The 26,093-nt window shown below is 71.6% G+C and carries 30 protein-coding genes; 23 read left to right on the forward strand and 7 right to left on the reverse strand.

The window, feature by feature from the left end:
• Positions 1-10 precede the first annotated feature (10 nt).
• Together aroQ and BCF44_RS24335 are read left to right on the forward strand one after the other, a co-directional pair.
• Positions 11-442: a type II 3-dehydroquinate dehydratase gene (gene aroQ, locus BCF44_RS24330; protein WP_116176669.1), complete on the forward strand. Its 432-nt coding sequence runs from the start codon at positions 11-13 to the stop codon at positions 440-442.
• 69 nt (positions 443-511) lie between these two features.
• On the forward strand, positions 512-1,984 hold the full coding sequence (locus BCF44_RS24335) for a glycoside hydrolase family protein (RefSeq protein WP_116176670.1): 1,473 nt from the start codon (positions 512-514) through the stop codon (positions 1,982-1,984).
• Here BCF44_RS24335 and BCF44_RS24340 read toward each other — a convergent pair.
• Positions 1,964-2,575, reverse strand: a complete 612-nt coding sequence (locus BCF44_RS24340) for a TetR/AcrR family transcriptional regulator (RefSeq protein WP_116176671.1) — start codon at positions 2,573-2,575, stop codon at positions 1,964-1,966. The genes BCF44_RS24335 and BCF44_RS24340 overlap by 21 nt on opposite strands.
• Before the next feature lie 94 nt (positions 2,576-2,669).
• Here BCF44_RS24340 and BCF44_RS24345 point away from each other — a divergent pair, with 94 nt between their 5' ends.
• The gene (locus BCF44_RS24345; protein WP_116176672.1) at positions 2,670-3,338 is read left to right on the forward strand and encodes a carboxymuconolactone decarboxylase family protein; all 669 of its coding nucleotides are present in this window, start codon (positions 2,670-2,672) and stop codon (positions 3,336-3,338) included.
• On the opposite strand, the gene BCF44_RS24350 is transcribed toward BCF44_RS24345, so the two are convergent.
• On the reverse strand, positions 3,271-3,762 hold the full coding sequence (locus BCF44_RS24350) for a B-4DMT family transporter (RefSeq protein WP_170217715.1): 492 nt from the start codon (positions 3,760-3,762) through the stop codon (positions 3,271-3,273). The two genes, BCF44_RS24345 and BCF44_RS24350, sit on opposite strands and share 68 nt — an antisense overlap.
• Before the next feature lie 211 nt (positions 3,763-3,973).
• On the opposite strand from BCF44_RS24350, the gene BCF44_RS24355 reads away from it, so the two are divergent.
• The 4 genes from BCF44_RS24355 to nusB all read left to right on the forward strand — a co-directional run bounded on the left by BCF44_RS24355 (position 3,974) and on the right by nusB (position 6,387).
• Positions 3,974-4,228, forward strand: coding sequence for a hypothetical protein (locus BCF44_RS24355; protein WP_116176673.1), 255 nt, complete (start codon positions 3,974-3,976; stop codon positions 4,226-4,228).
• A gap of 43 nt (positions 4,229-4,271) precedes the next feature.
• Positions 4,272-5,339, forward strand: a complete 1,068-nt coding sequence (locus tag BCF44_RS24360) for a M24 family metallopeptidase (protein ID WP_116176674.1) — start codon at positions 4,272-4,274, stop codon at positions 5,337-5,339.
• A gap of 65 nt (positions 5,340-5,404) precedes the next feature.
• Complete coding sequence (gene efp / locus BCF44_RS24365) at positions 5,405-5,968, forward strand: elongation factor P (RefSeq protein ID WP_116176675.1); 564 nt, start codon at positions 5,405-5,407, stop codon at positions 5,966-5,968.
• Positions 5,968-6,387 (forward strand): transcription antitermination factor NusB, encoded by a 420-nt coding sequence (nusB, locus tag BCF44_RS24370; protein WP_116176676.1) that lies wholly within the window; start codon positions 5,968-5,970, stop codon positions 6,385-6,387. The genes efp and nusB overlap by 1 nt, the downstream gene beginning before the upstream one ends.
• Positions 6,388-6,590: 203 nt before the next feature.
• Here nusB and bldD read toward each other — a convergent pair whose 3' ends face one another.
• Entirely contained in the window at positions 6,591-7,079 is a 489-nt protein-coding gene (gene bldD, locus BCF44_RS24375; protein WP_015803953.1) for a transcriptional regulator BldD, read from the reverse strand.
• 258 nt (positions 7,080-7,337) lie between these two features.
• Here bldD and pyrR point away from each other — a divergent pair, with 258 nt between their 5' ends.
• From pyrR to BCF44_RS24450, 16 genes are all read left to right on the forward strand, one after another.
• Positions 7,338-7,922 carry a bifunctional pyr operon transcriptional regulator/uracil phosphoribosyltransferase PyrR gene (gene pyrR / locus BCF44_RS24380; protein WP_116176677.1) on the forward strand — a complete coding sequence of 195 codons (585 nt, stop codon included), beginning with the start codon at positions 7,338-7,340 and terminating at the stop codon, positions 7,920-7,922.
• Positions 7,919-8,851 carry an aspartate carbamoyltransferase catalytic subunit gene (locus BCF44_RS24385; RefSeq protein WP_116176678.1) on the forward strand — a complete coding sequence of 311 codons (933 nt, stop codon included), beginning with the start codon at positions 7,919-7,921 and terminating at the stop codon, positions 8,849-8,851. Before pyrR ends, BCF44_RS24385 begins: the two co-directional genes overlap by 4 nt.
• The gene (locus tag BCF44_RS24390) at positions 8,848-10,152 is read left to right on the forward strand and encodes a dihydroorotase (RefSeq protein WP_116176679.1); all 1,305 of its coding nucleotides are present in this window, start codon (positions 8,848-8,850) and stop codon (positions 10,150-10,152) included. Before BCF44_RS24385 ends, BCF44_RS24390 begins: the two co-directional genes overlap by 4 nt.
• Positions 10,149-10,658 (forward strand): PH-like domain-containing protein, encoded by a 510-nt coding sequence (locus BCF44_RS24395; protein WP_116176680.1) that lies wholly within the window; start codon positions 10,149-10,151, stop codon positions 10,656-10,658. Before BCF44_RS24390 ends, BCF44_RS24395 begins: the two co-directional genes overlap by 4 nt.
• Entirely contained in the window at positions 10,655-11,776 is a 1,122-nt protein-coding gene (carA, locus tag BCF44_RS24400) for a glutamine-hydrolyzing carbamoyl-phosphate synthase small subunit (protein WP_116176681.1), read from the forward strand. Before BCF44_RS24395 ends, carA begins: the two co-directional genes overlap by 4 nt.
• Positions 11,776-15,096, forward strand: coding sequence for a carbamoyl-phosphate synthase large subunit (gene carB, locus BCF44_RS24405; protein WP_116176682.1), 3,321 nt, complete (start codon positions 11,776-11,778; stop codon positions 15,094-15,096). Before carA ends, carB begins: the two co-directional genes overlap by 1 nt.
• Positions 15,093-15,956, forward strand: a complete 864-nt coding sequence (gene pyrF / locus BCF44_RS24410) for an orotidine-5'-phosphate decarboxylase (protein WP_116176683.1) — start codon at positions 15,093-15,095, stop codon at positions 15,954-15,956. The genes carB and pyrF overlap by 4 nt, the downstream gene beginning before the upstream one ends.
• A gap of 265 nt (positions 15,957-16,221) precedes the next feature.
• Entirely contained in the window at positions 16,222-16,539 is a 318-nt protein-coding gene (gene mihF / locus BCF44_RS56785; protein ID WP_116176684.1) for an integration host factor, actinobacterial type, read from the forward strand.
• Complete coding sequence (gene gmk / locus BCF44_RS56790) at positions 16,536-17,150, forward strand: guanylate kinase (protein WP_116176685.1); 615 nt, start codon at positions 16,536-16,538, stop codon at positions 17,148-17,150. The genes mihF and gmk overlap by 4 nt, the downstream gene beginning before the upstream one ends.
• Positions 17,151-17,170: 20 nt before the next feature.
• Positions 17,171-17,458 (forward strand): DNA-directed RNA polymerase subunit omega, encoded by a 288-nt coding sequence (gene rpoZ, locus BCF44_RS24425; RefSeq protein ID WP_211353200.1) that lies wholly within the window; start codon positions 17,171-17,173, stop codon positions 17,456-17,458.
• The gene (gene coaBC / locus BCF44_RS24430; protein ID WP_116176686.1) at positions 17,455-18,675 is read left to right on the forward strand and encodes a bifunctional phosphopantothenoylcysteine decarboxylase/phosphopantothenate--cysteine ligase CoaBC; all 1,221 of its coding nucleotides are present in this window, start codon (positions 17,455-17,457) and stop codon (positions 18,673-18,675) included. The genes rpoZ and coaBC overlap by 4 nt, the downstream gene beginning before the upstream one ends.
• A gap of 91 nt (positions 18,676-18,766) precedes the next feature.
• Complete coding sequence (metK, locus tag BCF44_RS24435; RefSeq protein ID WP_170217717.1) at positions 18,767-19,969, forward strand: methionine adenosyltransferase; 1,203 nt, start codon at positions 18,767-18,769, stop codon at positions 19,967-19,969.
• A gap of 156 nt (positions 19,970-20,125) precedes the next feature.
• A complete protein-coding gene (locus tag BCF44_RS24440) occupies positions 20,126-20,806 on the forward strand; it encodes a class I SAM-dependent methyltransferase (RefSeq protein WP_170217718.1) in 681 nt (226 codons plus the stop codon).
• Complete coding sequence (locus BCF44_RS24445) at positions 20,806-21,087, forward strand: hypothetical protein (RefSeq protein WP_116176688.1); 282 nt, start codon at positions 20,806-20,808, stop codon at positions 21,085-21,087. Before BCF44_RS24440 ends, BCF44_RS24445 begins: the two co-directional genes overlap by 1 nt.
• A 68-nt stretch (positions 21,088-21,155) precedes the next feature.
• Complete coding sequence (locus BCF44_RS54815; RefSeq protein WP_147328618.1) at positions 21,156-21,575, forward strand: hypothetical protein; 420 nt, start codon at positions 21,156-21,158, stop codon at positions 21,573-21,575.
• The gene (locus tag BCF44_RS24450; RefSeq protein ID WP_116176689.1) at positions 21,575-22,276 is read left to right on the forward strand and encodes a DUF6338 family protein; all 702 of its coding nucleotides are present in this window, start codon (positions 21,575-21,577) and stop codon (positions 22,274-22,276) included. The genes BCF44_RS54815 and BCF44_RS24450 overlap by 1 nt, the downstream gene beginning before the upstream one ends.
• Before the next feature lie 6 nt (positions 22,277-22,282).
• Here BCF44_RS24450 and BCF44_RS24455 read toward each other — a convergent pair whose 3' ends face one another.
• The 4 genes from BCF44_RS24455 to speB form a co-directional block, all read right to left on the reverse strand.
• Complete coding sequence (locus BCF44_RS24455) at positions 22,283-23,038, reverse strand: class I SAM-dependent methyltransferase (RefSeq protein WP_116176690.1); 756 nt, start codon at positions 23,036-23,038, stop codon at positions 22,283-22,285.
• A gap of 41 nt (positions 23,039-23,079) precedes the next feature.
• Positions 23,080-24,495, reverse strand: a complete 1,416-nt coding sequence (locus tag BCF44_RS24460) for an aminobutyraldehyde dehydrogenase (protein ID WP_116176691.1) — start codon at positions 24,493-24,495, stop codon at positions 23,080-23,082.
• Positions 24,480-24,812 carry a hypothetical protein gene (locus BCF44_RS24465; RefSeq protein ID WP_116176692.1) on the reverse strand — a complete coding sequence of 111 codons (333 nt, stop codon included), beginning with the start codon at positions 24,810-24,812 and terminating at the stop codon, positions 24,480-24,482. Before BCF44_RS24465 ends, BCF44_RS24460 begins: the two co-directional genes overlap by 16 nt.
• Before the next feature lie 304 nt (positions 24,813-25,116).
• A complete protein-coding gene (gene speB, locus BCF44_RS24470; protein WP_116176693.1) occupies positions 25,117-26,061 on the reverse strand; it encodes an agmatinase in 945 nt (314 codons plus the stop codon).
• Positions 26,062-26,093: the final 32 nt, after the last annotated feature.

A 26,093-nucleotide genomic window follows, 5' to 3' on the forward strand; every position in this document is an offset into this window, starting at 1 on the left:
AGGTGGGACTGTGAGCAAGGTTCTCGTTCTCAACGGCCCCAACCTCGGCCGGCTCGGCGCGCGCGAGCCGCTGATCTACGGCAGCACCACCCACGCGGACCTGGTGGAGCTGTGCGTGGGCGCGGGCAAGGAACTCGGGCTGGACGTCGAGGTGCGCCAGACCGACACCGAGGGCGTGATGATCGGCTGGCTGCACGAGGCCGCCGACGAGGGCATTCCGGTGGTGCTCAACGGCGCCGCCTGGACGCACTACTCGATCGCCATCCGGGACGCCTGCTCGCAGCTGACCTCGAAGCTGGTCGAGGTGCACATCAGCAACGTGCACAAGCGCGAGGAGTTCCGGCACCACAGCGTCATCTCGGCGGTGGCCGACGGCGTGATCGTCGGTCTCGGCGTGGACGGGTACGTTCTCGCACTTCGGTGGCTCGCCGGGCAGCGGTGACCCGCACGGGTGACGGCATTCCCTAGACTGCCCGGGTTGCCGTCACCCGATCGTGGAGGTCGTCCCGGCATGCCGAGAAGCCTCAGGGCCATCGCGAGCTGCCTGGCGGCCGTCGTCCCGTTGACGGCCTGTAGCACCGCCGAGGGCACGCCGAAGCCACCGATCGCCACCCCCACGGCCGTGCAGGGACAGGCGCCCGCCGACGCCCACGAGTCGCCGCTGAGCACCGACCGTGCGCGCCAGTCCCTCGGCCCGGTGGTTTCCGGCGGGTCGGTCGCGCCGTACAACTACGTGCCGTCGGTGCTGCTCGACGGCGGCCGGTACCGGGTCTGGTGGTGCAGCCAGCTGCCCGGTGGCGGGGTCTCCGGCGACGACGTGCTGACGTCCGCGGCGGCCGCCCTGAAGGGTCCCTTTCCCGATGGCGCACCGGTTTTCGGCGGCTCGGGCGGCGGCTTCGACGCCGTGCACACCTGCGACCCGTCGGTGATCCGGGTGAACGGGACCTACTACCTGTACTACACGGGCGCGGCCGGCGACGCCCCGTACGGCAACTCGATCGGCGTGGCGACCAGCCCGGACGGCCTGCACTGGCAGCGTTCCGCCGCGAACCCGATCGTGACGCCGTCGAAGGACGTGCTGCGGCCCGGCAACACCTACGGCGCCGGCCAACCGTCCGTGCTGCACCTCGACGGCTGGTTCTACCTGATGTTCACCGACACCACGGGCGCGGCGGCGAATGACGTCGGCAGCGGGCAGTTCGTGTTGCGGTCGCCGGATCCCACGTTCGCCACCGGCGCGCAGGCGTTGACACCGAACGGTTTCGTGTCGGTCAAGGGCACCAATGCCAAGCGTTCGTTATCCGTCGCCGACGCGTTCAGCGCCGACTGGATGTGGGTGGACGCGCTGAACGCCTTCGCCATCGGGCACGAGGTCGGGCAGGGTACCGCGATCTCGTTCTGGGACAAGGACTTCACCACGCGTCCGTACGCCGATGTCGTGGTGGCGGGGAAATGGAACGAAGGTCCGGGGCTGGTGCGCCGCGTGGACGGGCACGCGCCGGTCTCGCCCGACGACGCGTGCGAGCGGGTGCCGGTCGACCTGCTGCGCGCCACCCGCGACGGCGGCGGTGGTCCGACGGACATCAGCTCGTTCGGCCTGGACCTGACCGGCGTCGGCGGCTGCCGGACGCCGGCGACGACGGCGGGCATCGCGATGCCCGCGCCGGACCGGACCGTGGAAATGGTCGTCGACGGCAAGCTCGTGCGGATCGAGCGGCGGTCGGTGGCCGAGCAGCTCGCCCTGCGGGTGTTGGACAAGCCGGTGCCGGGGGTGGACTCGCTGCCGGTGGCCGCGACGATCAAGGCCGGCGCCGAGGTGCTGCACGCGCCGGACCGGCCGTACGCGTTCGTGGCGGGTGGCACGCTGTGGCCGGCGGGACCACCCGCAGTAGAAGCCGATTCGGCCCACGTCACCGAGGTGAGTGACGCCGAGTGGGACGCCCGCCCGAAGGGCGGCGACCTGTCAGCGTTCCGCGGGAACTGACAGCCCGACCAGCTTTGTCAGAAAGCGATCGATCTGCTGGTCGACCGGGGGCCACGGCAGGTCCGGCTCGTTGATCCGCAGCGACAGCATGCCGGTGACGGCCGCGCGCAGGTCGGTCGCGATCACGGCGGCGTCGCCGGGGGTGGCGCTGCCCTCGTCGATGCAGCGCTGCACGGCGGCCACCGTGGCCTGGCCGAGCGCCTGCTTGAACGGCATGCCGATGACCCGGTTGACCTTGCTCTCGTGCATCACCTTGAACAGGCCCGGGTACTTCAGCGCGTGGTTGGCCAGGCCGTGGATCAGCCCCCGCAGCTTCGCCGGCGCGCTCGACTGCGCCGCCTCGCCGCGGCGGCCGGCGTCGAGCATCTGCTCGTTGAAGTGCGCCATCACCGCGAGGACGAGCGAGTCGCGGTCGGGGAAGTGCAGGTAGACCGAGGTGGCGGCGATCTTCACCTCGCGGGCGACAGCCCGCAGCGAGAGTGCCTCGTCGTCGCCCAGTTCGTCCAGCATCGCGCATGCGGCCGTGACGATCTCCGCGCGCAGCTGCTCGCCGCGACCTCGCGCGTTCGGCTTCCGTGACCCCGTCTCCATGATCCGGCGATTGTATCCGGACGGGCTTAGCGCTACGGTTGTAGCGCTACAGCTGTAGTGCTATTTCGTCCGGCTTTGGTTAAGGGGAGGAACGATGACCTCAGCGTTGACCGTCGGGGACCGGCTCCGGCAGCTCGACCCCGTGTTCGCGCAGATGACGTTGGCCAGCGTCGGGCACGCGCGGGCGATCCCGGAGCTCACCGACCGGGAGAAGACCTTCCTGAACGTGGTCGCCGACATCTGCCAGGGCAGCCTCGGGCTGGCCTTCGAGGCGCACGTCCGGGCCGGCCTGAACGCCGGCGTCACCGTCGAGGACCTGCGGGACGTGCTGCGGTTCGTCTCGTACGACATCGGCTACGCCGCCGCCGTCGCCGGCTTCGAGGCGCTCGCCGCGTTCGTGGAGGAGCCGAGCTCGGCCCCGTTGCTCGACGAGGCCGTGCTCACCGGTTCCGGCTCACCGCTGCCGGCCGTCGTCCGGGAGCGGCTGGAGGCGATGGATCCGCACTTCGCCGAGTACTTCGATCTCCAGTCCCGGATGCGAGCCGGCCTCGGCACGCTGACCGAGCGGGAGCGCGGGCTCGTCAGCATGAGCGTCGACGTGCACTACCGGACGCTCGGCGACACCTTCCGCATCCACGTCGACCGCGCCCTGCGCGGCGGCGCGTCGCCCGACGACGTGCGGGCCGCGCTGCGGTTCATCGGCCAGTACGGGGTGACTCGGGCGTGGGAGGCGTGGCAGGTGCTGAATCCGCTGCTGGGGTGACCAGGTGACCGATCAGTAGACCGACACCGGCGGGGACCAGCACCAGCAGCGCGATGAACGCAGCCCCGCCGGTGATCGCCACCGGCAGCGCCTCGACGCCCGTGTCGTCCACGAACACGCCCTGGCCGATCACGCCCAGCATGCCGCCCACCGGCCCCGCGAGGATCGCCGCCTTGAACCACACCATCCCGTAGCGGGGCCGCCCGATGCTGCCATCCCCATCACTGTCGCCGCCGGCCACCAACCCCGAGCGCCAGCCGTCGATGCCCGCCCACACCACCGCGACCGCGACCAGCACACCCAGGGCCACCGGCCGCAGCCAGCTCACCGCCTCCGGGTTCCCCGCGCGCACCCACGCCTCGCCCGTCTGCACCGCCGCGTGCACCAGCGCCAGCACGACCCCGCGCACCACCCAAGCCCGCATCCCCCCACCCTAACCCCGGCGAGTCGCGCCCAGGGGCACACCGAATGCAGGTTTCAGGCACACCCGCGAGTTCCGCCCAGCGTCACACCGAAATGTAGGTTTCGGGTAGCCCGCCCGGTTCTGGCGGGCGATGCCCAGTCCGCGGCCGTAAGCGCATCGGCGCGACCGGTCAGCGGGCTTCGGCCATTTCGATCGGCCGACATCGGCTTGTATGACGGTTTTCCGGAAGTCGCGCGTGGAGACGATCCGGCGGGAGTCGGCCGAGGAGTCGGATGTCCACACGCCGCTACGGGAGGTGCCGCGGACAACACGGGAATCGCTGATCGGGGCCGTGCCATCTGGCCGTGCGGAATTGTTGGCGCGATTCCGGCCCGATCCGATGGAGATCGACCACTGGGAAGTGCTGCCGGTGGAATCGGTGCTCGCCGCGCCGCCGGATCCGATCATTGCGGCCCGGGCGGCCTGATCTCGGCCCCCGGCACGAGCCGGCTGGCAATAGGCTGGTCGGCATGGCTGAGGTGCACGGCAGGAGACGGGAAGCGCTGCGCCGGCTGCTCCGCGCCGGCGGCCTGGACGCGCTGCTGGTGACGAACCTGCTCAACGTGCGCTATCTCACCGGGTTCACCGGCTCGAACGCTGCGCTGCTGGTCACCGGGGACGGCGCGGTGTTCTGCACGGACGGTCGGTACGACACGCAGTCGGCGAGCCAGGTGCCGGATGTGGAGCGGGTGGTCGAGCGCGAATGCGGCCTTTCGCTCGCCTCGCGCAGCGAAGGCCGCGTCGGCTTCGAGAGCGACCACGTCACGGTGGACGGCCTGACCGAGCTCCAGGAGGCGGCGAACCGGGAGCTGACCCGGGCCCCGGGGCTCATCGCGAGGCTGCGGTTGATCAAGGACGAGACGGAGGTCGAGGCGCTGCGGATGGCGTGCGCGGCGGCCGACCGCGCGCTGGCGTCGCTGATCGAGCACGGCGGCCTGCGCCCCGGCCGCACCGAGCGCGAAGTGGCCCGCGACCTGGACAACGGCATGCTGGACCAGGGGGCGTCCGGGCCCGCCTTCGCCACGATCGTCGCCGCCGGCGAGCACTCGGCGATCCCGCACCACGAGCCGACCGACGCCCCGCTCAAGGCCGGCGACCTCGTGAAGATGGACTTCGGCGCGCTGGTCGACGGCTACCACTCGGACATGACCCGCACGGTCGTGCTCGGCCGGCCGGCGGACTGGCAGACCGAGATCTACGAGCTCGTCGCCGCCGCGCAGGCGGCCGGCCGGCAGGCCCTGACCCCCGGCACGGCGCTGGCCGACGTGGACGACGCGGCCCGCTCGGTGATCGCCGCCGCCGGCCGCGCCGAGCAGTTCATGCACGGTCTGGGACACGGCGTCGGCCTGGAGATCCACGAGGCTCCGGCACTGTCCAGGGCCGGGGCCGGTACACTTGCCGCCGGCATGGCGGTCACTGTCGAGCCCGGCGTCTACATTCCCGGGCGGGGCGGCGTCCGCATCGAGGACACCCTCGTCGTGCGCGAGAACGCGCCCGAGTTGCTCACCCTGACCACGAAGGAACTCGTGGTCGTCTGACGGCACGACCCGAACCCACCGGTCCGCGACTGCGGCCCGTCCGCGACTACAGGAGACTCCAGACCGTGGCCACCACCAACGACCTCAAGAACGGCCTCGTGCTCAGCCTGGACAACGGGCTGTGGACCGTCGTCGCGTTCCAGCACGTCAAGCCCGGCAAGGGCGGCGCGTTCGTGCGCACCACCCTCAAGCACGTGCTCACCGGCAAGGTGGTCGACCGGACCTTCAACGCCGGCACCAAGGTGGACACGGCCACGGTCGACAAGCGCGGCATGACCTACCTGTACAAGGACGGCGCCGACTTCGTGTTCATGGACGGCGACACGTACGACCAGATGACCATCCCGGCGGCCACCGTCGGCGACGCGGCCAACTACATGCTGGAGAACACCGAGGCGGTGGTCGCCGTGCACGAGGGCGTGCCGCTGTTCATCGAGCTCCCCACCTCGGTCGAGCTGGTCATCCAGCACACCGACCCGGGCCTGCAGGGCGACCGCTCCACCGGCGGCACCAAGCCCGCCACCCTGGAGACCGGCGCCGAGATCCAGGTGCCGCTGTTCGTGACCACCGGCGAGAAGGTCAAGGTCGACACCCGCGACGGCCGCTACCTGGGCCGGATCAACAACTGATGGGTGCCCGCAGCAAGTACCGCAAACGCGCGGTCGACGTCCTGTACGAGGCGGACCTGCGCGGCGCGGACGCCGTGAGCCTGCTGTCCGAGCGGGTCGGCTCGCCCGACGTGCCGCCGGTCAACGACTACACGATCGCCCTGGTCGAGGGCGTCACGGCGAACCGGGTGCGGATCGACGAGCTGATCTCCGAGCACGCCGAGGGCTGGACCCTGGCCCGGATGCCGGCGGTGGACCGCGCGGTGCTGCGGCTGGGCGTGTACGAGCTGCTGTGGGCCGCCGACGTCGACGACGCGGTGGCCATCAGCGAGGCCGTCGAGCTGGCCAAGCAGCTGTCCACGGACGACTCGCCGCGCTTCGTCAACGGTGTGCTGGACAGCATCGCCCGGATCGCGGTGCACCTGCGGGCCGCGCTGTAGGAGTCGGTCAAATCTTGAAGGCCGCCCCACCTGGATTGTCCAGGTGGGGCGGCCTTCGCGATTGTCCCCAGGCTGTTTGCGGGTTCACGCCGGTGCCTGGACCGCGGGCTCATGTCGATCGAGTCTGTTCATCGATCGACATGAGACAAGGGAAGGCACCGGCTTCAGAGCGAACCCGCCCCGCGCGGTACGCGCGGCGTGTCTCAGTCCTCCTTTGAAGGACGGGCCTCAGGCGGCAGGACGCCCCAGTCGATGAGCTGCTCGGTGAGCTCGCCCGGGGTCATGTCGTAGATGATGGCCAGCGACCGCAGGTCCTCGGTGCGGATGGAGAGCACCTTGCCGTTGTAGTCGCCGCGCTGGCTCTGGATGGTGGCGGCGTAGCGGGCCAGCGGTCCGACCTTCTCCGCGGGCAGCTGTTGCAGCCGCTCCAGGTTGATCACGATCTTGGTCGCCGGCTCCGCGCCGGACGGCACGCGGCCCTCGGGCAGCAGTTCGGCCACCGGCACGCCGTAGAAGTCCGCCAGCTCGGCCAGCTTCTGCACGGTGACCGCCCGGTCGCCGCGCTCGTAGGAGCCGACGACAACCGCCTTCCACCGACCGCCGGACTTCTGCTCGACGCCATGCAGTGACAATCCCTGCTGCTGGCGGATGGCGCGGAGCTTGGCCCCCAGCGCCTTGGCGTAATCGCCCATGTGGCGGTTCTCCGTTCATTCGCCCCGTCGGCCGGTAGTCATCGCCGCGGGAAGCCTGAGATCAATACGCAGAGTAATGGTCGCTCGCTGTCGTCACCAGGTCAAGCTGACTTCGCTGCGTCATCCGTGGAAGGGGGTCCAACCACCCGGAAGGGCTACAGAGCGTGGCTGGTACCGTGGGCCCTGAGCTCGGCAAACGCCGGGCGATCCGACGTCCTTTAAGGACCCGTCCGGTGAGGCGGGGAAGGAGGTCCACCCGTGGCGCCGCGTGTTCGTGGCGCGACGGACCCGGCCGAGCGCGAGCTGCTCTCGGCCGGCGATGTCGCGCGCACCATCGCCCGAATGGCCCATCAGATCATCGAGAAGACCTCGCTCGGCAGCGAGGGGCACCGGCCCGTCGTCCTGCTCGGCATCCCCAGCAGGGGCGCGCCGCTGGCCCGCCGGCTGGCCGAGCTGATCGCCGAGTTCAGCGACGCGGCCGTCCCGGTCGGCGCGCTCGACATCACCCTCTACCGCGACGACCTGCGGCGGCGGCCGAACCGGCCGCTGGAGTCGACCACGCTGCCCGAGGGCGGCATCGACGACTGCCTGGTCGTGCTGGTCGACGACGTGCTGTTCTCCGGCCGCACCATCCGCGCCGCCCTGGACGCCCTGCGCGACGCCGGCCGCCCGGCCGCGGTGCAGCTGGCCGTGCTGGTCGACCGCGGCCACCGCGAGCTGCCGATCCGCGCCGACTACGTGGGCAAGAACGTGCCGACCTCCCGCGCCGAGGAGGTGCACGTCTGCCTCACCGAGCTGGACGGGCGCGACGGCGTGTACCTGCGACGGGAAGCTGACCAGTGAAACACCTGCTCTCCACCGACGGCCTGGACCCGGCGCAGGCCACCGCGGTGCTCGACACCGCCGACACGCTCAAGCGCACGCTGCTCGGCCGCGAGGTCCGCAAGCTGCCCACGCTGCGCGGCCGGACCGTGGTCACGATGTTCTACGAGAACTCCACCCGCACCCGGGTCTCCTTCGAGGTCGCGGGCAAGTGGATGAGCGCCGACGTGATCAACGTGTCGGCCGGCGGCTCCTCGGTCGGCAAGGGCGAGTCGCTGCGCGACACCGCCCTGACGCTGTCCGCGGCCGGCGCCGACCTGGTGATCGTCCGCCACCCGGCCTCTGGCGCGGCGCACCGCCTGGCCGGCTGGCTGGAGGGCACCGGCACCGGCGTGGTCAACGCCGGCGACGGCATGCACGAGCACCCGACGCAGGCCCTGCTCGACGCGGCCACGCTGCGGGAGCGCCTGGGCACGATCGCCGGCAAGCGCATCGCGATCGTCGGCGACGTGCTGCACAGCCGGGTCGCCCGCTCCAACGTGCACCTGCTGACGGCGCTGGGCGCGGAGGTGGTGCTGGTCGCGCCGCCGACCCTGCTGCCGACAGGTGTCGACAGCTGGCCGGTGTCCGTCTCGCACGACCTGGACGCCGAGCTGCCGGCGCTGGACGCCGTGATGATGCTGCGGGTGCAGGCCGAGCGCATGCACGGCGGCTTCTTCCCGTCGGCACGGGAGTACTCGATCGCCTACGGCCTCAGCGAGCGCCGGTTCACGCTGCTGCCCGAGCACGCCGTCGTGCTGCATCCCGGGCCCATGCTGCGCGGCATGGAGATCGCGGCGGCCGTCGCGGACTCGCCGCGCGCCGCCATCACCGAGCAAGTCCGCAACGGGGTGCACGTCCGCATGGCGGTGCTGTACCACCTGCTCGCGGGGGAGGAAGAAGCCGCATGATGCTGATCAAGGGAGTCCGGCTCTACGGCGAGGGCGACCCGGTCGACATCCTGGTGCGCGACGGCGTGATCGCCGAGATCGGCCCCTGGCTGGACGCCGCGAGCACCCAGGACCTGACCGATGTGGAGGTGCTGGACGCCGACGGCCTCGTTGCCCTGCCGGGCTTCGTCGACCTGCACACGCACCTGCGCGAACCGGGCCGTGAGGACACCGAGACGATCGCCACCGGCTCGGCCGCGGCGGCGCTGGGCGGCTACACGGCGGTGTTCGCCATGGCCAACACCGACCCGGTCGCGGACAACGCCGTGATCGTGGAGCACATCTGGCGGCGCGGCCGCGAGGTCGGCCTGGTCGACGTGCACCCGGTCGGCGCGGTCACCGTCGGCCTCAAGGGCGAGAAGCTCGCCGAGCTCGGCACGATGGCCCGCAGCCAGGCCGACGTGCGGGTCTTCTCCGACGACGGCCACTGCGTCGCCGACCCGCTCGTCATGCGCCGGGCGCTGGAGTACACCAAGGCGCTGGACGGCGTGATCGCGCAGCACGCGGAGGAGCCGCGGCTCACCGTCGACGCGCAGGCCCACGAGGGCGAGCGCGCGGCGCGGCTGGGTCTGGCGGGCTGGCCGGCGGCGGCCGAGGAGTCGATCGTCGCCCGGGATTGCCTGCTGGCCAAGCAGACCGGCGCGCGGCTGCACGTCTGCCACGTCTCCACCGCCGGCACGGTCGACGTGCTGCGGTGGGCGAAGGAGCGCGGCACCAAGGTGTCCGCCGAGGTGACGCCGCACCACCTGCTGCTCACCGACGAGCGCCTCGCCACGTACGACCCGGTGAACAAGGTGAATCCGCCGCTGCGCACCGAATCCGACGTGCAGGTGCTGCGGGAGGCGCTGGCCGAGGGCGTCGTCGACTGCGTCGCCACGGACCACGCGCCGCATGCCCCGCAGGACAAGGACTGCGAGTGGTCGGCGGCCCGCCCGGGCATGCTGGGCCTCCAGACGGCACTGTCCATCGTGGTGGAGACGCTGGTGCGGCCCGGCCTGCTGGACTGGCGCGGCGTCGCCCGCGTGATGAGCGAGAAGCCGGCGGAGATCGCCGGCCTCCCCGACCAGGGCCGGCCGCTGGCCGTCGGCGAGCCGGCGACGCTCACGCTGGTCGACCCCGATGCCCGGTGGACGGTGCGGGGCACGGAGCTGGCCAGCATCGCCGGCAACACCCCGTTCGAGGGCATGGAGTTGCCGGCCGTGGTGCGCACGACGATGCTGCGCGGACGGGTCACCGCCGCCGACGGGAAGGTCCAGCGATGACCAGGGTGTTGTTGGTGCTCATCGTGCTGGCGTTCTTCCTGCTGTGCATCGCCGCGATGTGGTGGGGCTGGCGGAACAAGGCCCGCCGGCAGGCCGAGACGCTGCCGGCGCTGCCGGCCGCGCCGACCGAACTCGGCGACGAGCTGCTGCCCGAGGCGACCGGCGTGTACGTCAGCACGACGACCGACGAGAGCTGGCAGGACCGGGTCGCGGTCGGCGACGTCGGCTTCCGCTCGGAGGCGACGCTTCACCTGCACGACAAGGGATTGCTGATCGACCGGGTGGGCGCGACCCCGGTCTGGATCCCGCGCGACGCGGTGCGGGACGCGCACGTCGGCCAGGGCCTGGCCGGCAAGGTGATGCTCGGCGACGGCCTGCTCATCGTGCGGTGGCAGGTCGAGAACCAGCTGCTGGACAGCGGGTTCCGCGCCGACGAGAAGGAGCACTACCAGGAGTGGGTGACCGCGCTGCGGTCCATGGCAGGCGTTGGAGGTGGCGCGCAGTGAGCGCTCGCGAACAGGCGGCGTTGGTCGTCGAGGACGGTCGGGTCTTCCGCGGTGAGGCGTACGGGGCGCTCGGCGCGACCCTGGGCGAGGTCGTGTTCTGCACGGGCATGACCGGCTACCAGGAGACGCTGACCGACCCGTCCTACCACGGGCAGATCGTGGTGCAGACGGCGCCGCAGATCGGCAACACCGGCTGGAACGACGAGGACGACGAGTCGTCGCGGATCTGGGTTTCCGGTTACGTGGTGCGGGATCCGGCGCGACGCCCGTCGAACTGGCGGGCCACCCGGTCGCTGGACGACGAGCTGGTGCGCCAGGGCGTCGTGGGTATCGCCGGCGTGGACACGCGCACGCTGACCCGGCACATCCGGGAGCGCGGCGCCATGCGCGCCGGCGTGTTCTCCGGCGACGCGCTGTCCGATGTGGACACGATGCTGGGCCGGGTCACGGCGTCGCCGCAGATGAAGGGCGCCGACCTGGCCGGGGACGTGACCACCGCGCAGCCCTACGTGGTGCCGGCCGAGGGTGAGCGGCGGTTCCGGGTCGCCGCGCTGGACCTGGGCATCAAGTCCAACACCCCGCGGATGATGGCCGCCCGCGGCATCGAGGTGCACGTGCTGCCGCTGAACTCCAGCTTGGACGACGTGCTGGCGGTCGAGGCGGACGGCGTGTTCCTGTCCAACGGCCCGGGCGACCCGGCCACCCAGGAGCACGGCGTGGCGCTGACCCGGGGCGTGTTGGAGCGGCGGATCCCGCTGTTCGGCATCTGCTTCGGCAACCAGATCCTCGGGCGGGCGCTGGGCCGCGGCACCTACAAGCTCCAGTACGGCCACCGCGGCATCAACGTGCCGGTGATCGACACCGCCACCGGCCGGGTCGCGATCACCGCGCAGAACCACGGCTTCGCGCTGGAGGGTGAGCCGGGGGAGCGCTTCGACACCCCGTTCGGCCAGGCCACGGTGAGCCACTACTGCCCCAACGACGGCACGGTGGAGGGCCTGCGCTGCCTGGAGGCGCCGGCGTTCTCCGTGCAGTACCACCCGGAGGCCGCCGCCGGCCCGCACGACGCCGCGGCCCTGTTCGACGAGTTCTGCCAGCTGATGAGTGAGGCCCGCTGATGCCGAAGAGGACCGACATCTCCCACGTCCTGGTGATCGGCTCCGGCCCGATCGTGATCGGCCAGGCCTGCGAGTTCGACTACTCGGGCACGCAGGCGTGCCGGGTGCTGCGCGAGGAGGGCCTGCGGGTCAGTCTGGTCAACTCCAACCCGGCGACGATCATGACCGACCCGGAGTTCGCCGACGCCACCTACATCGAGCCGATCACGGCCGAGTTCGTGGAGAAGGTGATCGCCGAGGAGCAGTCGCTGGGCCGCCCGATCCAGGCCATCCTGGCCACGCTCGGCGGCCAGACCGCGCTGAACACCGCCGTCGCGCTGCACGAGGCCGGCGTGCTGGAGAAGTACAACGTCGAGCTGATCGGCGCGGACATCGGCGCGATCCAGCGCGGCGAGGACCGTCAGCTGTTCAAGGACATCTGTGCCTCGGTCGGCGCCGAGACGCCGCGCAGCCGGGTCTGCAAGTCGATGGACGAGGTCCGCGCCACCGTCGAGGAGCTGGGCCTGCCGGTGGTCATCCGGCCGTCGTTCACCATGGGCGGCCTGGGCTCGGGCATGGCGCACACCCCCGACGAGCTGGAGCGGCTGGCCTCGCTCGGCCTGGACGAGTCCCCGGTCACCGAGGTGCTGATCGAGGAGAGCGTGCTGGGCTGGAAGGAGTACGAGCTCGAGCTGATGCGCGACCGCAGCGACAACGTGGTGGTCATCTGCTCGATCGAGAACATCGACCCGATGGGCGTGCACACCGGCGACTCGGTGACGGTCGCGCCGGCGATGACCCTGACCGACCGCGAGTACCAGCACATGCGCGACGTCGGCATCGACGTGCTGCGCGCGGTGGGCGTGGAGACCGGCGGCTGCAACATCCAGTTCGCCATCCACCCGCAGACCGGCCGCATGGTCGTCATCGAGATGAACCCGCGGGTGTCGCGGTCCTCCGCGCTGGCGTCCAAGGCGACCGGCTTCCCGATCGCCAAGATCGCCGCCAAGCTGGCCATCGGCTACACGCTGGACGAGATCCGCAACGACATCACCGGCGAGACGCCGGCCTCGTTCGAGCCGACGCTGGACTACGTGGTGGTGAAGGTGCCGCGGTTCGCGTTCGAGAAGTTCCCCGGCGCGGACCCGACGCTGACCACCACCATGAAGTCCGTCGGCGAGGCGATGTCCATCGGCCGCAACTTCAGCGAGGCCCTGAACAAGGCGCTGCGGTCGATGGAGACCAAGGCCGCCGGGTTCTGGACCCGTCCCGATCCCGACGGCGTGACCCTCGACGACACGCTCGAGGCGCTGAAGAAGGGGCACGACGGCCGCCTCTACACCGTGGAGCGGGCGCTGCGCCTGGGCGCGACCGTGGAGCAGGTGCACGAGGCGTCGGGCATCGACCCGTGGTTCATCGACCAGATCCTCGCGCTGGGCGAGCTTCGCGAGGAGATCGTCGACGCGGCGGTGCTGGACGAGACGCTGCTGCGCCGGGCGAAGCGGGCGGGCCTGTCCGACCGGCAGATCGCCGCGCTGCGGCCGGAGCTGGCCGGCGAGGACGGCGTCCGCACGCTGCGGCACCGGCTCGGCGTCCGGCCGGTGTTCAAGACCGTGGACACCTGCGCCGCCGAGTTCGCGGCGCTCACGCCGTACCACTACTCCGCCTACGAGTCCGATCCGGCGGCGGAGACCGAGGTGGCCCCGCAGCGGGAGCGGCCGAAGGTGCTGATCCTGGGTTCGGGGCCCAACCGCATCGGGCAGGGCATCGAGTTCGACTACTCCTGTGTGCACGCGGCGATGGAGCTGCGGCGGGCCGGGTTCGAGACCGTGATGGTCAACTGCAACCCGGAGACGGTGTCCACCGACTACGACACCTCCGACCGCCTGTACTTCGAGCCGCTGACGTTCGAGGACGTGCTGGAGGTCGTGCACTCCGAGCGGGAGTCCGGCACGGTCGCCGGCGTGATCGTGCAGCTGGGCGGGCAGACCCCGCTCGGCCTCGCGCAGCGCTTGGAGGACGCCGGCGTGCCGGTGGTGGGCACCTCCCCGGGGGCCATCCACCTGGCCGAGGACCGCGGCGCGTTCGGCGAGGTGCTGACCGCCGCCGGCCTGCCGGCGCCGAAGTACGGCACCGCGACCTCGTTCCCGCAGGCCAAGCGGATCGCCGACGAGATCGGCTACCCGGTGCTGGTCCGTCCCTCCTACGTGCTGGGCGGCCGCGGCATGGAGATCGTCTACGACGAGGACACGCTGGCCGGCTACATCGCGCGGGCCACCGAGGTGTCGCCGGAGCACCCGGTGCTGGTCGACCGGTTCCTCGACGACGCGATCGAGATCGACGTGGACGCGCTGTGCGACGGCGAGCAGGTCTACATCGGCGGCGTCATGGAGCACATCGAGGAGGCCGGCATCCACTCCGGGGACTCCTCGTGCGCGCTGCCGCCGATAACGCTGGGCCGCAGCGACCTGGAGGCGGTGCGCCGCTCCACCGAGGCCATCGCGCACGGCGTCGGTGTTCGCGGACTGCTGAACGTGCAGTACGCGCTCAAGGACGACATCCTGTACGTCCTGGAGGCCAACCCGCGTGCCTCGCGCACGGTGCCGTTCGTGTCCAAGGCGACCGCCGTGCCGCTGGCCAAGGCCGCCGCTCGGATCGCGCTGGGCGCGACCATCGCGCAGCTGCGCGAGGAGGGTGTGCTGCCGGCGACCGGCGACGGCGCGCAGATGCCGGACGACTCGCCGGTGGCGGTCAAGGAGGCGGTGCTGCCGTTCCACCGGTTCCGTACGCCGGAGGGCAAGGGCGTGGACTCGCTGCTCGGGCCGGAGATGAAGTCCACCGGCGAGGTGATGGGCGTGGACTTCTCGTTCGGCAAGGCCTTCGCGAAGTCCCAGACCGCCTCGTACGGGTCGCTGCCGACCAAGGGCCGGGTGTTCGTGTCGGTGGCCAACCGGGACAAGCGGGCCATGGTGTTCCCGGTCAAGCGGCTGGCCGACCTGGGCTTCGAAATCCTGGCGACCACCGGCACCGCCGAGGTGCTGCGGCGCAACGGGGTGGCCTGCACGGTCGTGCGCAAGCACTTCGAGGGCGAGGGCAACATCGTGGAGAAGATCCTCGCCGGCGAGGTCGACATGATCATGAACACGCCGTACGGCAACCACGGTCCCCGCGTGGACGGCTACGAGATCCGCACCGCCGCGGTCGCGCGGGACATCCCGTGCATCACCACCGTTTCCGGGGCTGCCGCGGCCGTACACGGCATCGAGGCCCTCATCCGGGGTGACATCGGCGTGCGGAGCCTCCAGGGCCTCCAGGCGGCGCTGAAGGGTGCGAAAGCATGAGCGAGCTTTTCGGGGCCCGGCTGGCGGCCAAGGTGGCCGCCGCCGGGCCGCTGGTGGCCGGCATCGACCCGCACCCGGGCCTGCTGGCCGACTGGGGCCTGCCGGTCGACGTCGACGGCCTGGAGCGGTTCGCGCTGACCTGCGTGGAGGCCTTCGCCGCCGAGGTGGCCCTGGTCAAGCCGCAGGCCGCCTTCTTCGAGGCCTTCGGCTCGCGAGGTGTGGCGGTGCTGGAGCGCACGATCGCCGAGGCCCGGGCGGCCGGCGCGCTGGTGATCGTGGACGCCAAGCGGGGCGACATCGGCTCCACCATGGCCGCCTACGCGACGGCGTTTCTGGCCGACGACTCGCCGCTGGCCGGCGACGCCGTGACCCTCTCGCCGTATCTCGGATTCGGAAGTTTGGACCCGGCTTTGGAGCTGAGTGCCAAAACCGGTCGCGGAGTTTTCGTTCTCGCCTTGACATCCAACAAAGAAGGGCCGTCCGTGCAGCGGGCGCGCACTCCGGAGGGTGTTTCCATCGCGCAGTCGATGGTGGATTCGGCCGCGGAGCGCAATCGCGGGGCCCTTCCACTGGGCCATGTGGGTGTCGTCATCGGCGCCACCGTCGGCGAGACGGGCCTGGACCTGTCCCGGCTGAACGGCCCCGTGCTGGCGCCCGGGCTGGGCGCGCAGGGCGGCACCGTCGCCGACCTGCGCCGACTTTTCGGCGGCATTTCCGGCCAGGTGTTGCCCAGTTCGTCCCGCGACGTGCTGCGGCACGGGCCCGACGTGGCGGCGCTGCGCGCCGCCGCCGTCGCGACCAGGGAATCCGTCCGCGAGCTGGGGGAATCCGCTGACACGGCAGGCGATTCCGTGAGTTGATCTTGGAACCCCGCTGGTCGTGCATAGCACACGGGGCCCCGCGTGCACATCACCGGTGGCGGTGATCAGGCTGTCGGGGCCCCTTGGTACTACTTCCTTCACGTCGTGACGGCCGCTTAGGTCGAGATGCACCCGACCGGGTGGGGGAGTGTCACCGCATTGGTTGCGTTGTCACCACGGGGACCCACGTTGTACCGGGCGATGCTCGATCGGTACGGTCGCGACACCGATCCCACTGAAGAACACCCACACCACGGAGGAGATCGTGGCCCTTCCCCAGCTGACCGAGGAGCAGCGGGCCGCAGCGCTGGAGAAGGCGGCTGCCGCTCGTCGCGCCCGGGCCGAGCTCAAGGAGCGCCTCAAGCGTGGCGGCACGAACCTGAAGGACGTGCTGACCGCCGCCGACACCGACGAGGTCCTCGGCAAGATGAAGGTCTCCGCGCTCCTGGAGTCCCTGCCCGGCGTCGGCAAGGTCCGGGCGGCGCAGATCATGGAGCGGCTGGAGATCGCGACCAGCCGCCGTCTGCGTGGTCTCGGCGACCGCCAGCGCAAGGCCCTGCTGACCGAGTTCGGCGGCGAGTGACCAAGACGGCCGAGAAGGGGTCGGGCACGCGTGCCCGACCCCGCCTCACCGTGCTCGCCGGCCCCTCCGGGGTGGGCAAGTCCAGCGTGCTCGAGGAGCTGCGCGGACTGGGCACGGAGGTGTACTACAGCGTTTCCGTCACCACCCGGAAGCCTCGCCCCGGCGAGGTGGACGGCGAGCACTACCACTTCGTGGACCGGGCCGAGTACGACCGCATGGTCGACGCCGGCGAGCTGCTGGAGCACGCCGAGTACGCCGGCAACTGCTACGGCACGCCGCGCCGGCCCGTCGAGGCCGCGCTGGAGCGGGGAACTCCAGCGATCCTCGAGATCGAGGTGCAGGGCGCCCGCCAGGTGCGGCGGGCCATGCCCGAGGCGCTGCTGGTGCTGCTGAAACCGCCGACGTGGGAGGTCCTGGTGGCCCGGCTGACCGGCCGGGGCACCGAGGATCCGGCGGTCGTGGCGCACCGGCTCAAGGTGGCCGAGGAGGAGCTGGCCGCCGCCGACGAGTTCGACGTGGTGCTGGTGAACACCGACGTGCGCGCCGTCGCCCGTGAGTTGCTAACCTTGGTGGTCGGCTCGCCCACCGAGCGTGTGTCCAGCGAGCCGTGACTACCTCCAGGAGCGTTGTCTTGACCATCCCGAGCCACCTGTCCGCCGTCGGCGAGCCCGCCTCCGTGCCGGAGGGCATCACCAACCCGCCGATCGACGACCTGCTGGAGCAGGTCAGCTCGAAGTACGCGCTGGTGATCTACTCGGCCAAGCGGGCGCGGCAGATCAACGACTACTACGCCCAGCTGGGCGAGGGCCTGCTCGAGTACGTCGGCCCGCTGGTCGAGCCCGGCCCGCGCGAGAAGCCGCTGTCGATCGCGCTGCGCGAGATCCACTCCGGCATGCTCGAGCACACCGAGGGCGAGTGAACGACGTTCCCAACGTCGTTCTGGGAGTAGGCGGCGGCATCGCCGCCTACAAGGCCTGTGAGGTGCTGCGCCGCCTGACCGAGTCCGGTCACAAGGTGCGCGTGGTGCCGACCGAGGCCGCGCTGAACTTCGTCGGCGCGGCCACCTTCGAGGCGCTGTCCGGCCAGCCGGTCGCCACCGGGGTGTTCACCGACGTCCCGGCGGTGCCGCACGTCAAGATCGGGCAGACCGCCGACCTGGTCGTCGTCGCCCCCGCCACCGCGGACCTGCTGGCCCGGGCCGCCCACGGGATGGCCGACGACCTGCTCACCGGCACGCTGCTGACCGCGCGCTGCCCGGTCCTGATGGTGCCGGCGATGCACACCGAGATGTGGGAGCACCCGGCCACCCAGGCCAACGTCGCCACGCTGCGGTCCCGCGGCGTGGTCGTGGCCGAGCCCGCCAGCGGGAGGCTGACCGGCAAGGACACCGGCAAGGGCCGGCTGCCCGAGCCGGCCGAGATCGTCGAGCTGGCCCGCCTCCTGCTGGCCGCGCCGTCGGCGCTGCCCCGCGACCTGGAAGGCCGGCGGGTGGTCATCTCCGCCGGCGGCACTCGCGAGGCGCTCGACCCCGTGCGCTACCTGGGCAACCGCTCGTCCGGCAAGCAGGGCTACGCGCTGGCCCGGGTCGCCGCCCAGCGCGGCGCCGACGTCACCCTGGTCGCCGGGCACACGGCCGACCTGGCCGATCCCGCCGGCGCAAGGGTGGTGCGGGTGGGGTCCGCGCTCGAGCTGCGGGACGCCATGCACACGGAGAGTCGCGACGCCGACGTGGTGGTGATGGCCGCCGCCGTGGCCGACTTCCGGCCCGTCGAGCTGGCCGCGTCCAAGATCAAGAAGGGCGACCGGGACCCCGAGGCGATCCGGCTGGCGGTCAACCCGGACATCCTCGTCGAGCTCGTCAAGGCGCGTTCCGCAGGTCAGGTGGTGGTCGGCTTCGCCGCGGAGACCGGCGACGAGGCCGGCGACGTGCTGCACCACGGCCGGGCCAAGCTCGCCCGCAAGGGCGTCGACCTGCTGGTCGTCAACGCCGTCGGCGACGGCCTGGCGTTCGAGCAGGAGGACAACGCCGGCTGGCTGCTGACCGCGGAGGGTGACGAACATCCCATCCCGCACGGGTCGAAGTCCCAGCTGGCGGCCACTGTGTGGGATGCCGTCGTGCCCTTGCTCGGGACTTGAAACGGATCCGAGGTAGCGGCCGGTACGGTGGGAGCGATAGACGCCTGCGCGAGCGTCTAGTAGTCCGCCAGGAACATCTGTGAGGAGTGCCGTGAGCCAACACAGCCGGAGGCTGTTCACCTCTGAGTCGGTCACCGAGGGACACCCCGACAAGATCTGTGACGCGATCAGCGACTCCATTCTCGACGGGCTGCTGTCCAAGGACCCGCGCAGCCGCGTCGCGGTCGAGACGTTGATCACCACCGGCCAGGTGCACGTGGCCGGCGAGGTCACCACCGAGGCGTACGCCGACATCCCGACCATCGTGCGGGAGAAGATCCTCGAGATCGGCTACGACTCGTCGGCCAAGGGCTTCGACGGCAACTCGTGCGGCGTGAACGTGGCCATCGGGTCGCAGTCCCCGGACATCGCCCAGGGCGTGGACACCGCGTACGAGTCGCGGGTCGAGTCCGCCGAGGACGAGATCGCCCGCCAGGGCGCCGGCGACCAGGGCCTGATGTTCGGGTACGCCACCACCGACACCCCCGAGCTGATGCCGCTGCCGATCGCGCTGGCGCACCGGCTGTCCCGCCGGCTGACCGCGGTCCGCAAGAACGGCGCGCTGCCGTACCTGCGTCCCGACGGCAAGACCCAGGTCACCATCGAGTACGCCGGCGACCAGCCGGTGCGGCTGGACACCGTGGTCGTGTCCTCGCAGCACGCCGACGGCATCGACCTGGAGAAGATGCTGGCGGTCGACGTGCGGGAGCAGGTCGTGCTGCCCGAGCTGGCCGAGCTCAACCTCGACACCGAGAGCGTGCGGCTGTTCGTCAACCCGACCGGCCGCTTCGTCATCGGCGGCCCCATGGGCGACGCCGGCCTGACCGGCCGCAAGATCATCGTCGACACCTACGGCGGCATGGCCCGCCACGGCGGCGGCGCCTTCTCCGGCAAGGACCCGTCGAAGGTCGACCGCTCCGCCGCGTACGCCATGCGCTGGGTCGCCAAGAACGTCGTGGCCGCCGGCCTCGCCACCCGGACCGAGGTCCAGGTCGCGTACGCCATCGGCAAGGCCGCGCCGGTCGGTCTGTTCGTCGAGACCTTCGGCACCGAGACCGTCGACCCCGCCAAGATCCAGCAGGCCATCAGCGAGGTCTTCGACCTCCGCCCGGCCGCCATCATCCGGGACCTGGACCTGCTGCGGCCGATCTACGCGCCGACCGCCGCGTACGGCCACTTCGGCCGGCCGGACCTGGACCTGCCGTGGGAGCGCACCGACCGCGCCGAGGCCCTGAAGTCCGCCTCCGGCGCGTGAGTCTGCTGCGTTCACGCGCCGAGTGCCTCGGCGGGCGAGGTCGCTCGTGAGCCGGTGCCTTCCCTTGGCACTTGTCGATCGATGGACTGACTCGATCGACAAGTGCCCGCGGTCCAGGCACCGGCGCGACCTCGCGGTGTCGCCGACGTGATGCCGATGCCTGGCGAAGCCGCCCGTGATCTCTACGGGCGGCTTCGCTCGTTCCTGCCCGGGGTGGCGCTGGACGTCGGCTGCGGCGTCGGCTCGGTGGCTGCTGGGTTGGGCGGTCCCCTGGTCCTGCTCGACGCCGTCGATCTCCGCGGGCCGCTGGCATCCGATTTCCCGTTCGTGCTCGGCGACGCCTGCGCCCTGCCGTTCGCCTCGGCGTCGGTCGGCGGCGTGCACCTGGCTCGGGTCCTGCACCACGTCTCCGACTGGCGGTTGGCGTTGTCGGAGGCCCGGCGGGTCGTTCGTCCCGGCGGGGCCGTCGCGGTCACCCTCGGCGGCCGGATGTTCGCCTCGGCGTTGGCACCGCTGCGTGACGCCGTCTTCGAGGAGGGCCAGCGCCTGGGCATTGCCGGTGCCCACCACGTCCACGGGCCGACGGGGTACGAGGACGTGGATTCGGTGTTGGGGGCGGGCGAAGTCGTCGAGGTCGCCTTCCCCCAGTTCGACACCCCGCGCCAGGTCGCCGTCGACGCCGCCGGCCATCCGTACGCCTGGCTGCCGGGTCAGGATCTTTCCCCGTTGCAGGCCGTGGCCGAGCGGTTGCTGGCAGAGTGGGAGGCCGATCCCGACGAGCCGGTCGAGCACGAGCGGGTCATCTCGTATCGGGTGTACGCGAGGGGGAACGACTGATGCCCGACGATTCGGAGCTGCCGACGCCGCCGGAGGGCTTCCCGGTGCCTCCGCTGGACGATCGCGGCCCGTTCGCACGTGAGGGCTGGCCGAGCTGGCTCGTCGTGCCGGGCGAACAAGACGAGCCGCGCAGGGCGTCGGACCCCTGCATTCCCCTGGGCGAACCGGTATCCCTGCCCGATACCGAAACCGGCCCGCCGCCGAAGTACCTGGACACCATCTCCGGCGCCGTGACCACGGCCGACCCGGACCAGCCCCCGCCCACCGACTTCGAGGGCTGACCGTCACCGTTCGGCTGCGGACGGTCCCGGCGGTGCGGGAGAATGCGCGCTGATCGGAGGGAGACGCTGTGCCGGACGATGACCGGGTCGAGCCGCCGGACGAGCCCGAGGCGACGACCGCGCCACCTCTTCCCGCCCCTGTCACTCCTGCGCCGGGCACGCTGGGCGGCGCGGCACTTCCCAGTTCCCTGAGCATCGGGTTCGGCGGTGGTGCGGGTGTTGGTGCGCACCCGCCATTCGCCGAGCTGGGCGGTTCGGCTCGCGCCGCCGACCAGGCGTCTGGAACGAGCGGCGCCCGGCGACCGGACGGCATGGGCGGTCTCGGGCCTGGCGGCAGCGGTGTCCTGCCGCCCGGACCGAAGTACGGCGGCGGCCGGACATCCGACCAGGGACAGCCCCAGTACCTCGATTCACTGGACAGCGCGGACATTGTCGACCGCATCTCGGCCGACGGAGTGTTCGAACCACCGGGGGACTTCGAAGGCTGATGGTTCCCAGCACCTGGCTCACGGTCGTCCTGTTCCTGCTGCTCGTCTCCCCGGGCCTGCTGTTCGACCTGCTGGCGCTGCGCCGCCGCACCGGCGCGCCGGAGTCGGCGTTCCACGAGACGAGCCGAATCGTGCTGGCCAGCCTCGGATTCACGGTCGCGGCGCTGGCCGTGCTGACGGCGGTGGGCGCGGTGTTCCCGGGCCTGCTGCCGGATCCGAAGGGGCTGCTCGACCCGAACGGGACCTACGCCGCCGAGCACTGGCCGTCGGTGGTCGGCGCGCTGGCCGCGGAATCGGTGCTGGCGCACGGTGCGGCGGTGCTGGTGCACTGGCGGCTCACCAGCCGCGGCGGCGCGGCGATCCGGCCGGTCAGCGCGTGGACGGCGTTGTTCCGCCGGGACATCCCGGCCGGCCACCACGCGTACGTGCGGCTCCGGCTGTCCGGCGGCATCGTCTACGCCGGCACCGTCCTGAACTTCACCACCGACCTGCCGCTGGCCGACCGCGAACTGGTGCTGGGGCCGCCGCTGTTCAGCAAGACCGGCGGGGGCGGCCTCACGGCCGTGCCGGCGGAGTACAGCCGGGTCCTCATCCGCGGCGCGATGATCGAGACGATGGCGGTGAAGTACGTCCGGCTCGCGGAGGCCAAGCCGGCGGACCTGGTCGAGTCCGAACCGGATCCGGCCACGGACATCGTCTAGCCCGGCTCACACGACGGCGAGCCGCACCCGGTACGTCCACCACCACGTTCGCGGCTCGGGGATCCGGCGGAGCGCGACCTCGCGCAGGCGGGTGAGGCCGATCTCCTCCTCGGAGACGCCGCGTTCGAGCAGCGCGACGATGCCGCCCTGGCTGCGGAGGATGTCGACGAAGCGGTGGCCGTCGCCGGAATCCTTGGCGTGCACGGCAAGCTCGGTGACGTGCCGGAAGAGGCCGGAGTCGCGGAGCCGGGCGACGTGGTCGGTCTTGGCGGCGTAGGCGGGGCGGACCCCGTGCCGCACCTCGAGATCCCGGTAGTGGCCCTCGACCTCCAGGTAGGTGGAGTGTGTCTCGGCGTCTACCGCCGGCGGCCAGTCGCAGTCGTACGCGGCGAAAACCCCGCCGGGGCGCAGGATGCGGGCAATCTCGGGGAAGGTGCGATCCGGGTCGAACCAGTGCAGGGCCTGGCTGGCGGTGACGACATCGGCGCACCGGTCGGGCAGGCCGGTGGCCTCGGCGGTGCCCTCGGCGACGCGAAGCCCCCGCGCGGCGGCGACGGCGCGCATGCCGGGGTCGGGCTCGACACCGAGCGCGTCCGGCCAGAGCGCGGTGGACAGCCCGGTGCCGGCGCCGATGTCGACCACATCCGGTCGGTCGGCGCCGGCCCACTGCCGGATCAGGTCGGCCAGGTCGGCCGGTGGGCGGGGGCGAACCCGGTCGTACTCGTCGGCGTAGCCGCCGAAGCGCGTGGTGGCGTCGGTCATGCCGGCAAGGTAGCAGTACGAACGTACGGTTTGCTAGAGGTCTAGTGGGCGCTCATCACGTGCTTCACCCGGGTGTAGTCGTCGAACCCGTATCCGGACAGGTCCTTCCCGTAGCCGGACATCTTGAACCCGCCGTGCGGCATCTCGGACACCAGCGGCCCGTGCGTGTTCACCCACACGCACCCGAAGTCCAGCTCGCCGCTGACCCGCAGCACGCGCCGGTGGCTCTCGCTCCACACCGACGACGCCAGGCCGTAGGGCACGCCGTTGGCCAGCTCGACGGCCTCCTGCTCGGACGAGAACGACTGCACGGTGATCACCGGGGCGAAGATCTCCTCCTGCACGATCTCGTCGTCCTGGCGCAGGTGGGAGATGACGGTCGGCGCGAAGAAGAAGCCCTGGTCGCCGACGCGGTGCCCGCCGCAGTGCACGACGGCGTGGGCGGGCAGCCGCGAGATCAGGCCGGTGACCCGGTCGAGCTGGGCCTGGCTGTTGAGCGGCCCGAAGTCGGCCGCCTCGCGCGGCCCGAACCCGGTGCGCCGGGCGGAGGCGATCTTGGTCAGCGCGGTGACCAGCTCGTCGTGCACGTCGGCGTGCACCAGCACGCGGCTGGCGGCCGTGCAGTCCTGGCCGGCGTTGTAGAACGCGGCGGCCACGATCTTCTCGGCGACGTCGTCGACGTCGACGTCGTCGAACACGATGACGGGAGCGTTCCCGCCCAGTTCGAGGTGGGTCCGCTTCAAGGTCGCCGCGGCGCCGGCCGCCACCTGCATGCCCGCCCGGGTCGACCCGGTGATCGACACCAGCGCCGGCACGGGATGCTCGACCAGTAGCCGCCCGGTCTCGCGGTCGCCGCAGATCACGTTGACCACGCCGGCCGGCAGGTACTCGCCGGCCAGCTCCGCTAGCAGCACCGTGCTGGTCGGGGTCGTCTCCGCCGGCTTCACGACGGTCGTGTTCCCGGCGGCCACCGCGGGCGCGATCTTCCAGACGGCCATCATCAGCGGGTAGTTCCACGGCGTGATCTGCGCGCACACGCCGACCGGCTCGCGGCGGATCGTCGAGGTCAGGCCGGCCGCGTACTCGCCGGCGGCCCGACCCTCCAGATTGCGCGCGGCGCCGGCGAAGAACCGCAGGGCGTCCACACTGGCCGGGATCTCCTCGTCCAGCACCACGTGCCACTGCTTGCCGGTCTCGGCGCACTCGGCGTCGGCCAGCCGCTTGGCGTTGTCCTCGACGGCCGCGGCCAGTCCCAGCAGCGCGTGCGACCGGTCGCCGGGCGTGCTGCGCCGCCAGCTCCGGAACGCCGCCGCGGCGGCGCGCACCGCGTTGTCCACATCGGACGGTCCGGAGATCGGCGCGCTGTCGCTGACCTCGCCGGTCGACGGGTCGACCACGCCGGCCCGCAGACCGTCCACTCCGGACAGCCGCTCGCCGTTGATCACGTTGTGCGCCATTGCACCTCCTGGTGGGTCGGCGCGAACATCCTGAACACCGCCGGCGGGGCGACGACCACGGGGCCGTCCACCGCCAACGAGTTGATCATGTCGGACGCCGGCCCGGCCGGGCTGCCCAGGGTCGCCGACACGCCGAACTCGCGGTGAATCCCATACGCTCCATCATCCACGATCGGCCCGGTGACGCGCAGCGCGAGCCGAGCCGCGGTGGCCGGTTCGGAGTGCCCGGACACGGCCAGGGCCGGCCGATTTCGCGCGATGCCGGTGTCCGCCGGGAATGTCCGGTCGAGGCCGCTCGAACCCCGTGTCGTGCGCACGTCGCCTGTTCGTGGCTCACGGGCTGACCAGGACCGATGGTCGAGAATTCTCATGCGCCGGTGACTCGGCGCGTCGTCGGACGGCGCTTCCCTTGTGGTGGCCGGAGTGGAGCGCTCCAACACCAGAATCTGCCCGTTCGACCGCGCCGGCCGGCCGGCGGTGTCCGGTGCGACTCGCTCCCGCGCGGCAGTGTGTTTGACAACTTCGGACAGAAAGTCCCCGATGTCGGTCTCGATCCCCAATGCTGGGTGGTTCGCGCCGGGACGAAGACGAGACGCGCTCATGGCAGGACTCCTTGACACGTCACGTGGACACCCCCATGGCCAGCAGCGACACCAGGTCGTAGGCCACGTGCGAGGCGGCGATCGAGGTGATCTCCGCGTGGTCGTAGGCCGGGGCGACCTCGACCACGTCCGCCGACACCAGGTTCGTGCCGGCCAGACCGCGCAGGATCTCCAGCAGCTCCCGACTGGTCATCCCGCCGGCCTCGGGCGTGCCCGTCCCGGGGGCGTGCGCCGGATCCAGCACGTCGATGTCGATCGACACGTACAGGGGGCGGTCGCCGATGCGCTCCCGGAGGCCGCCGATCACCTCGTCCACGCCGCGCCGCAGCACATCCGCCGAGGTCACGATGCCGAAGCCGAGCTCCTTGTCGCCGGTCAGGTCGCCGCGGTCGTAGAGCGGTCCCCGGATGCCGACGTGACACAGCGCCGAGGTGTCCAGCACGCCCTCCTCGACGGCCCGGCGGAACGGCGTGCCGTGCGTGTAGGACGCCCCGAAGTACGAGTCCCAGGTGTCCAGGTGCGCGTCGAAATGCAGCAGCGCCACCGGTCCGTGTCGCTGCGCCACGGCCCGGAGCAGCGGCAACGCGATCGTGTGGTCGCCGCCGATCGTCACCAGCCGTGCGCCGCCGGTCAGCAGCTCCGTGGCCTCGCGCTGCACGGTCTCGATCGCCGCCGGGATGTCCATCGGGTTGGCCGGGATGTCGCCGGCGTCCACCACCTGTGCCCGCTCGAACGGCGACACGTCCAGGCCCGGATGGTACGGCCGCAGCAGGCGGCTGGCCTCCCGAATCGCCGACGGGCCGAACCGCGCGCCGGGGCGGTAGGACACCCCCGAGTCGAACGGGACGCCGACCACGGCGACGTCCGCCCTGCCCACCTGGTCGATGCGGGGGAGCCGCGCGAACGTCGCCGGCCCCGCGAAGCGGGGAACCACGGACGAGTCGATCGGGCCGATCGGGGTCATGCGGACGCTCCAGCGAGTCGTTGTTCCCGTTG

Source organism: Kutzneria buriramensis (genome assembly GCF_003387475.1).
GTDB lineage: Bacteria > Actinomycetota > Actinomycetes > Mycobacteriales > Pseudonocardiaceae > Kutzneria > Kutzneria buriramensis.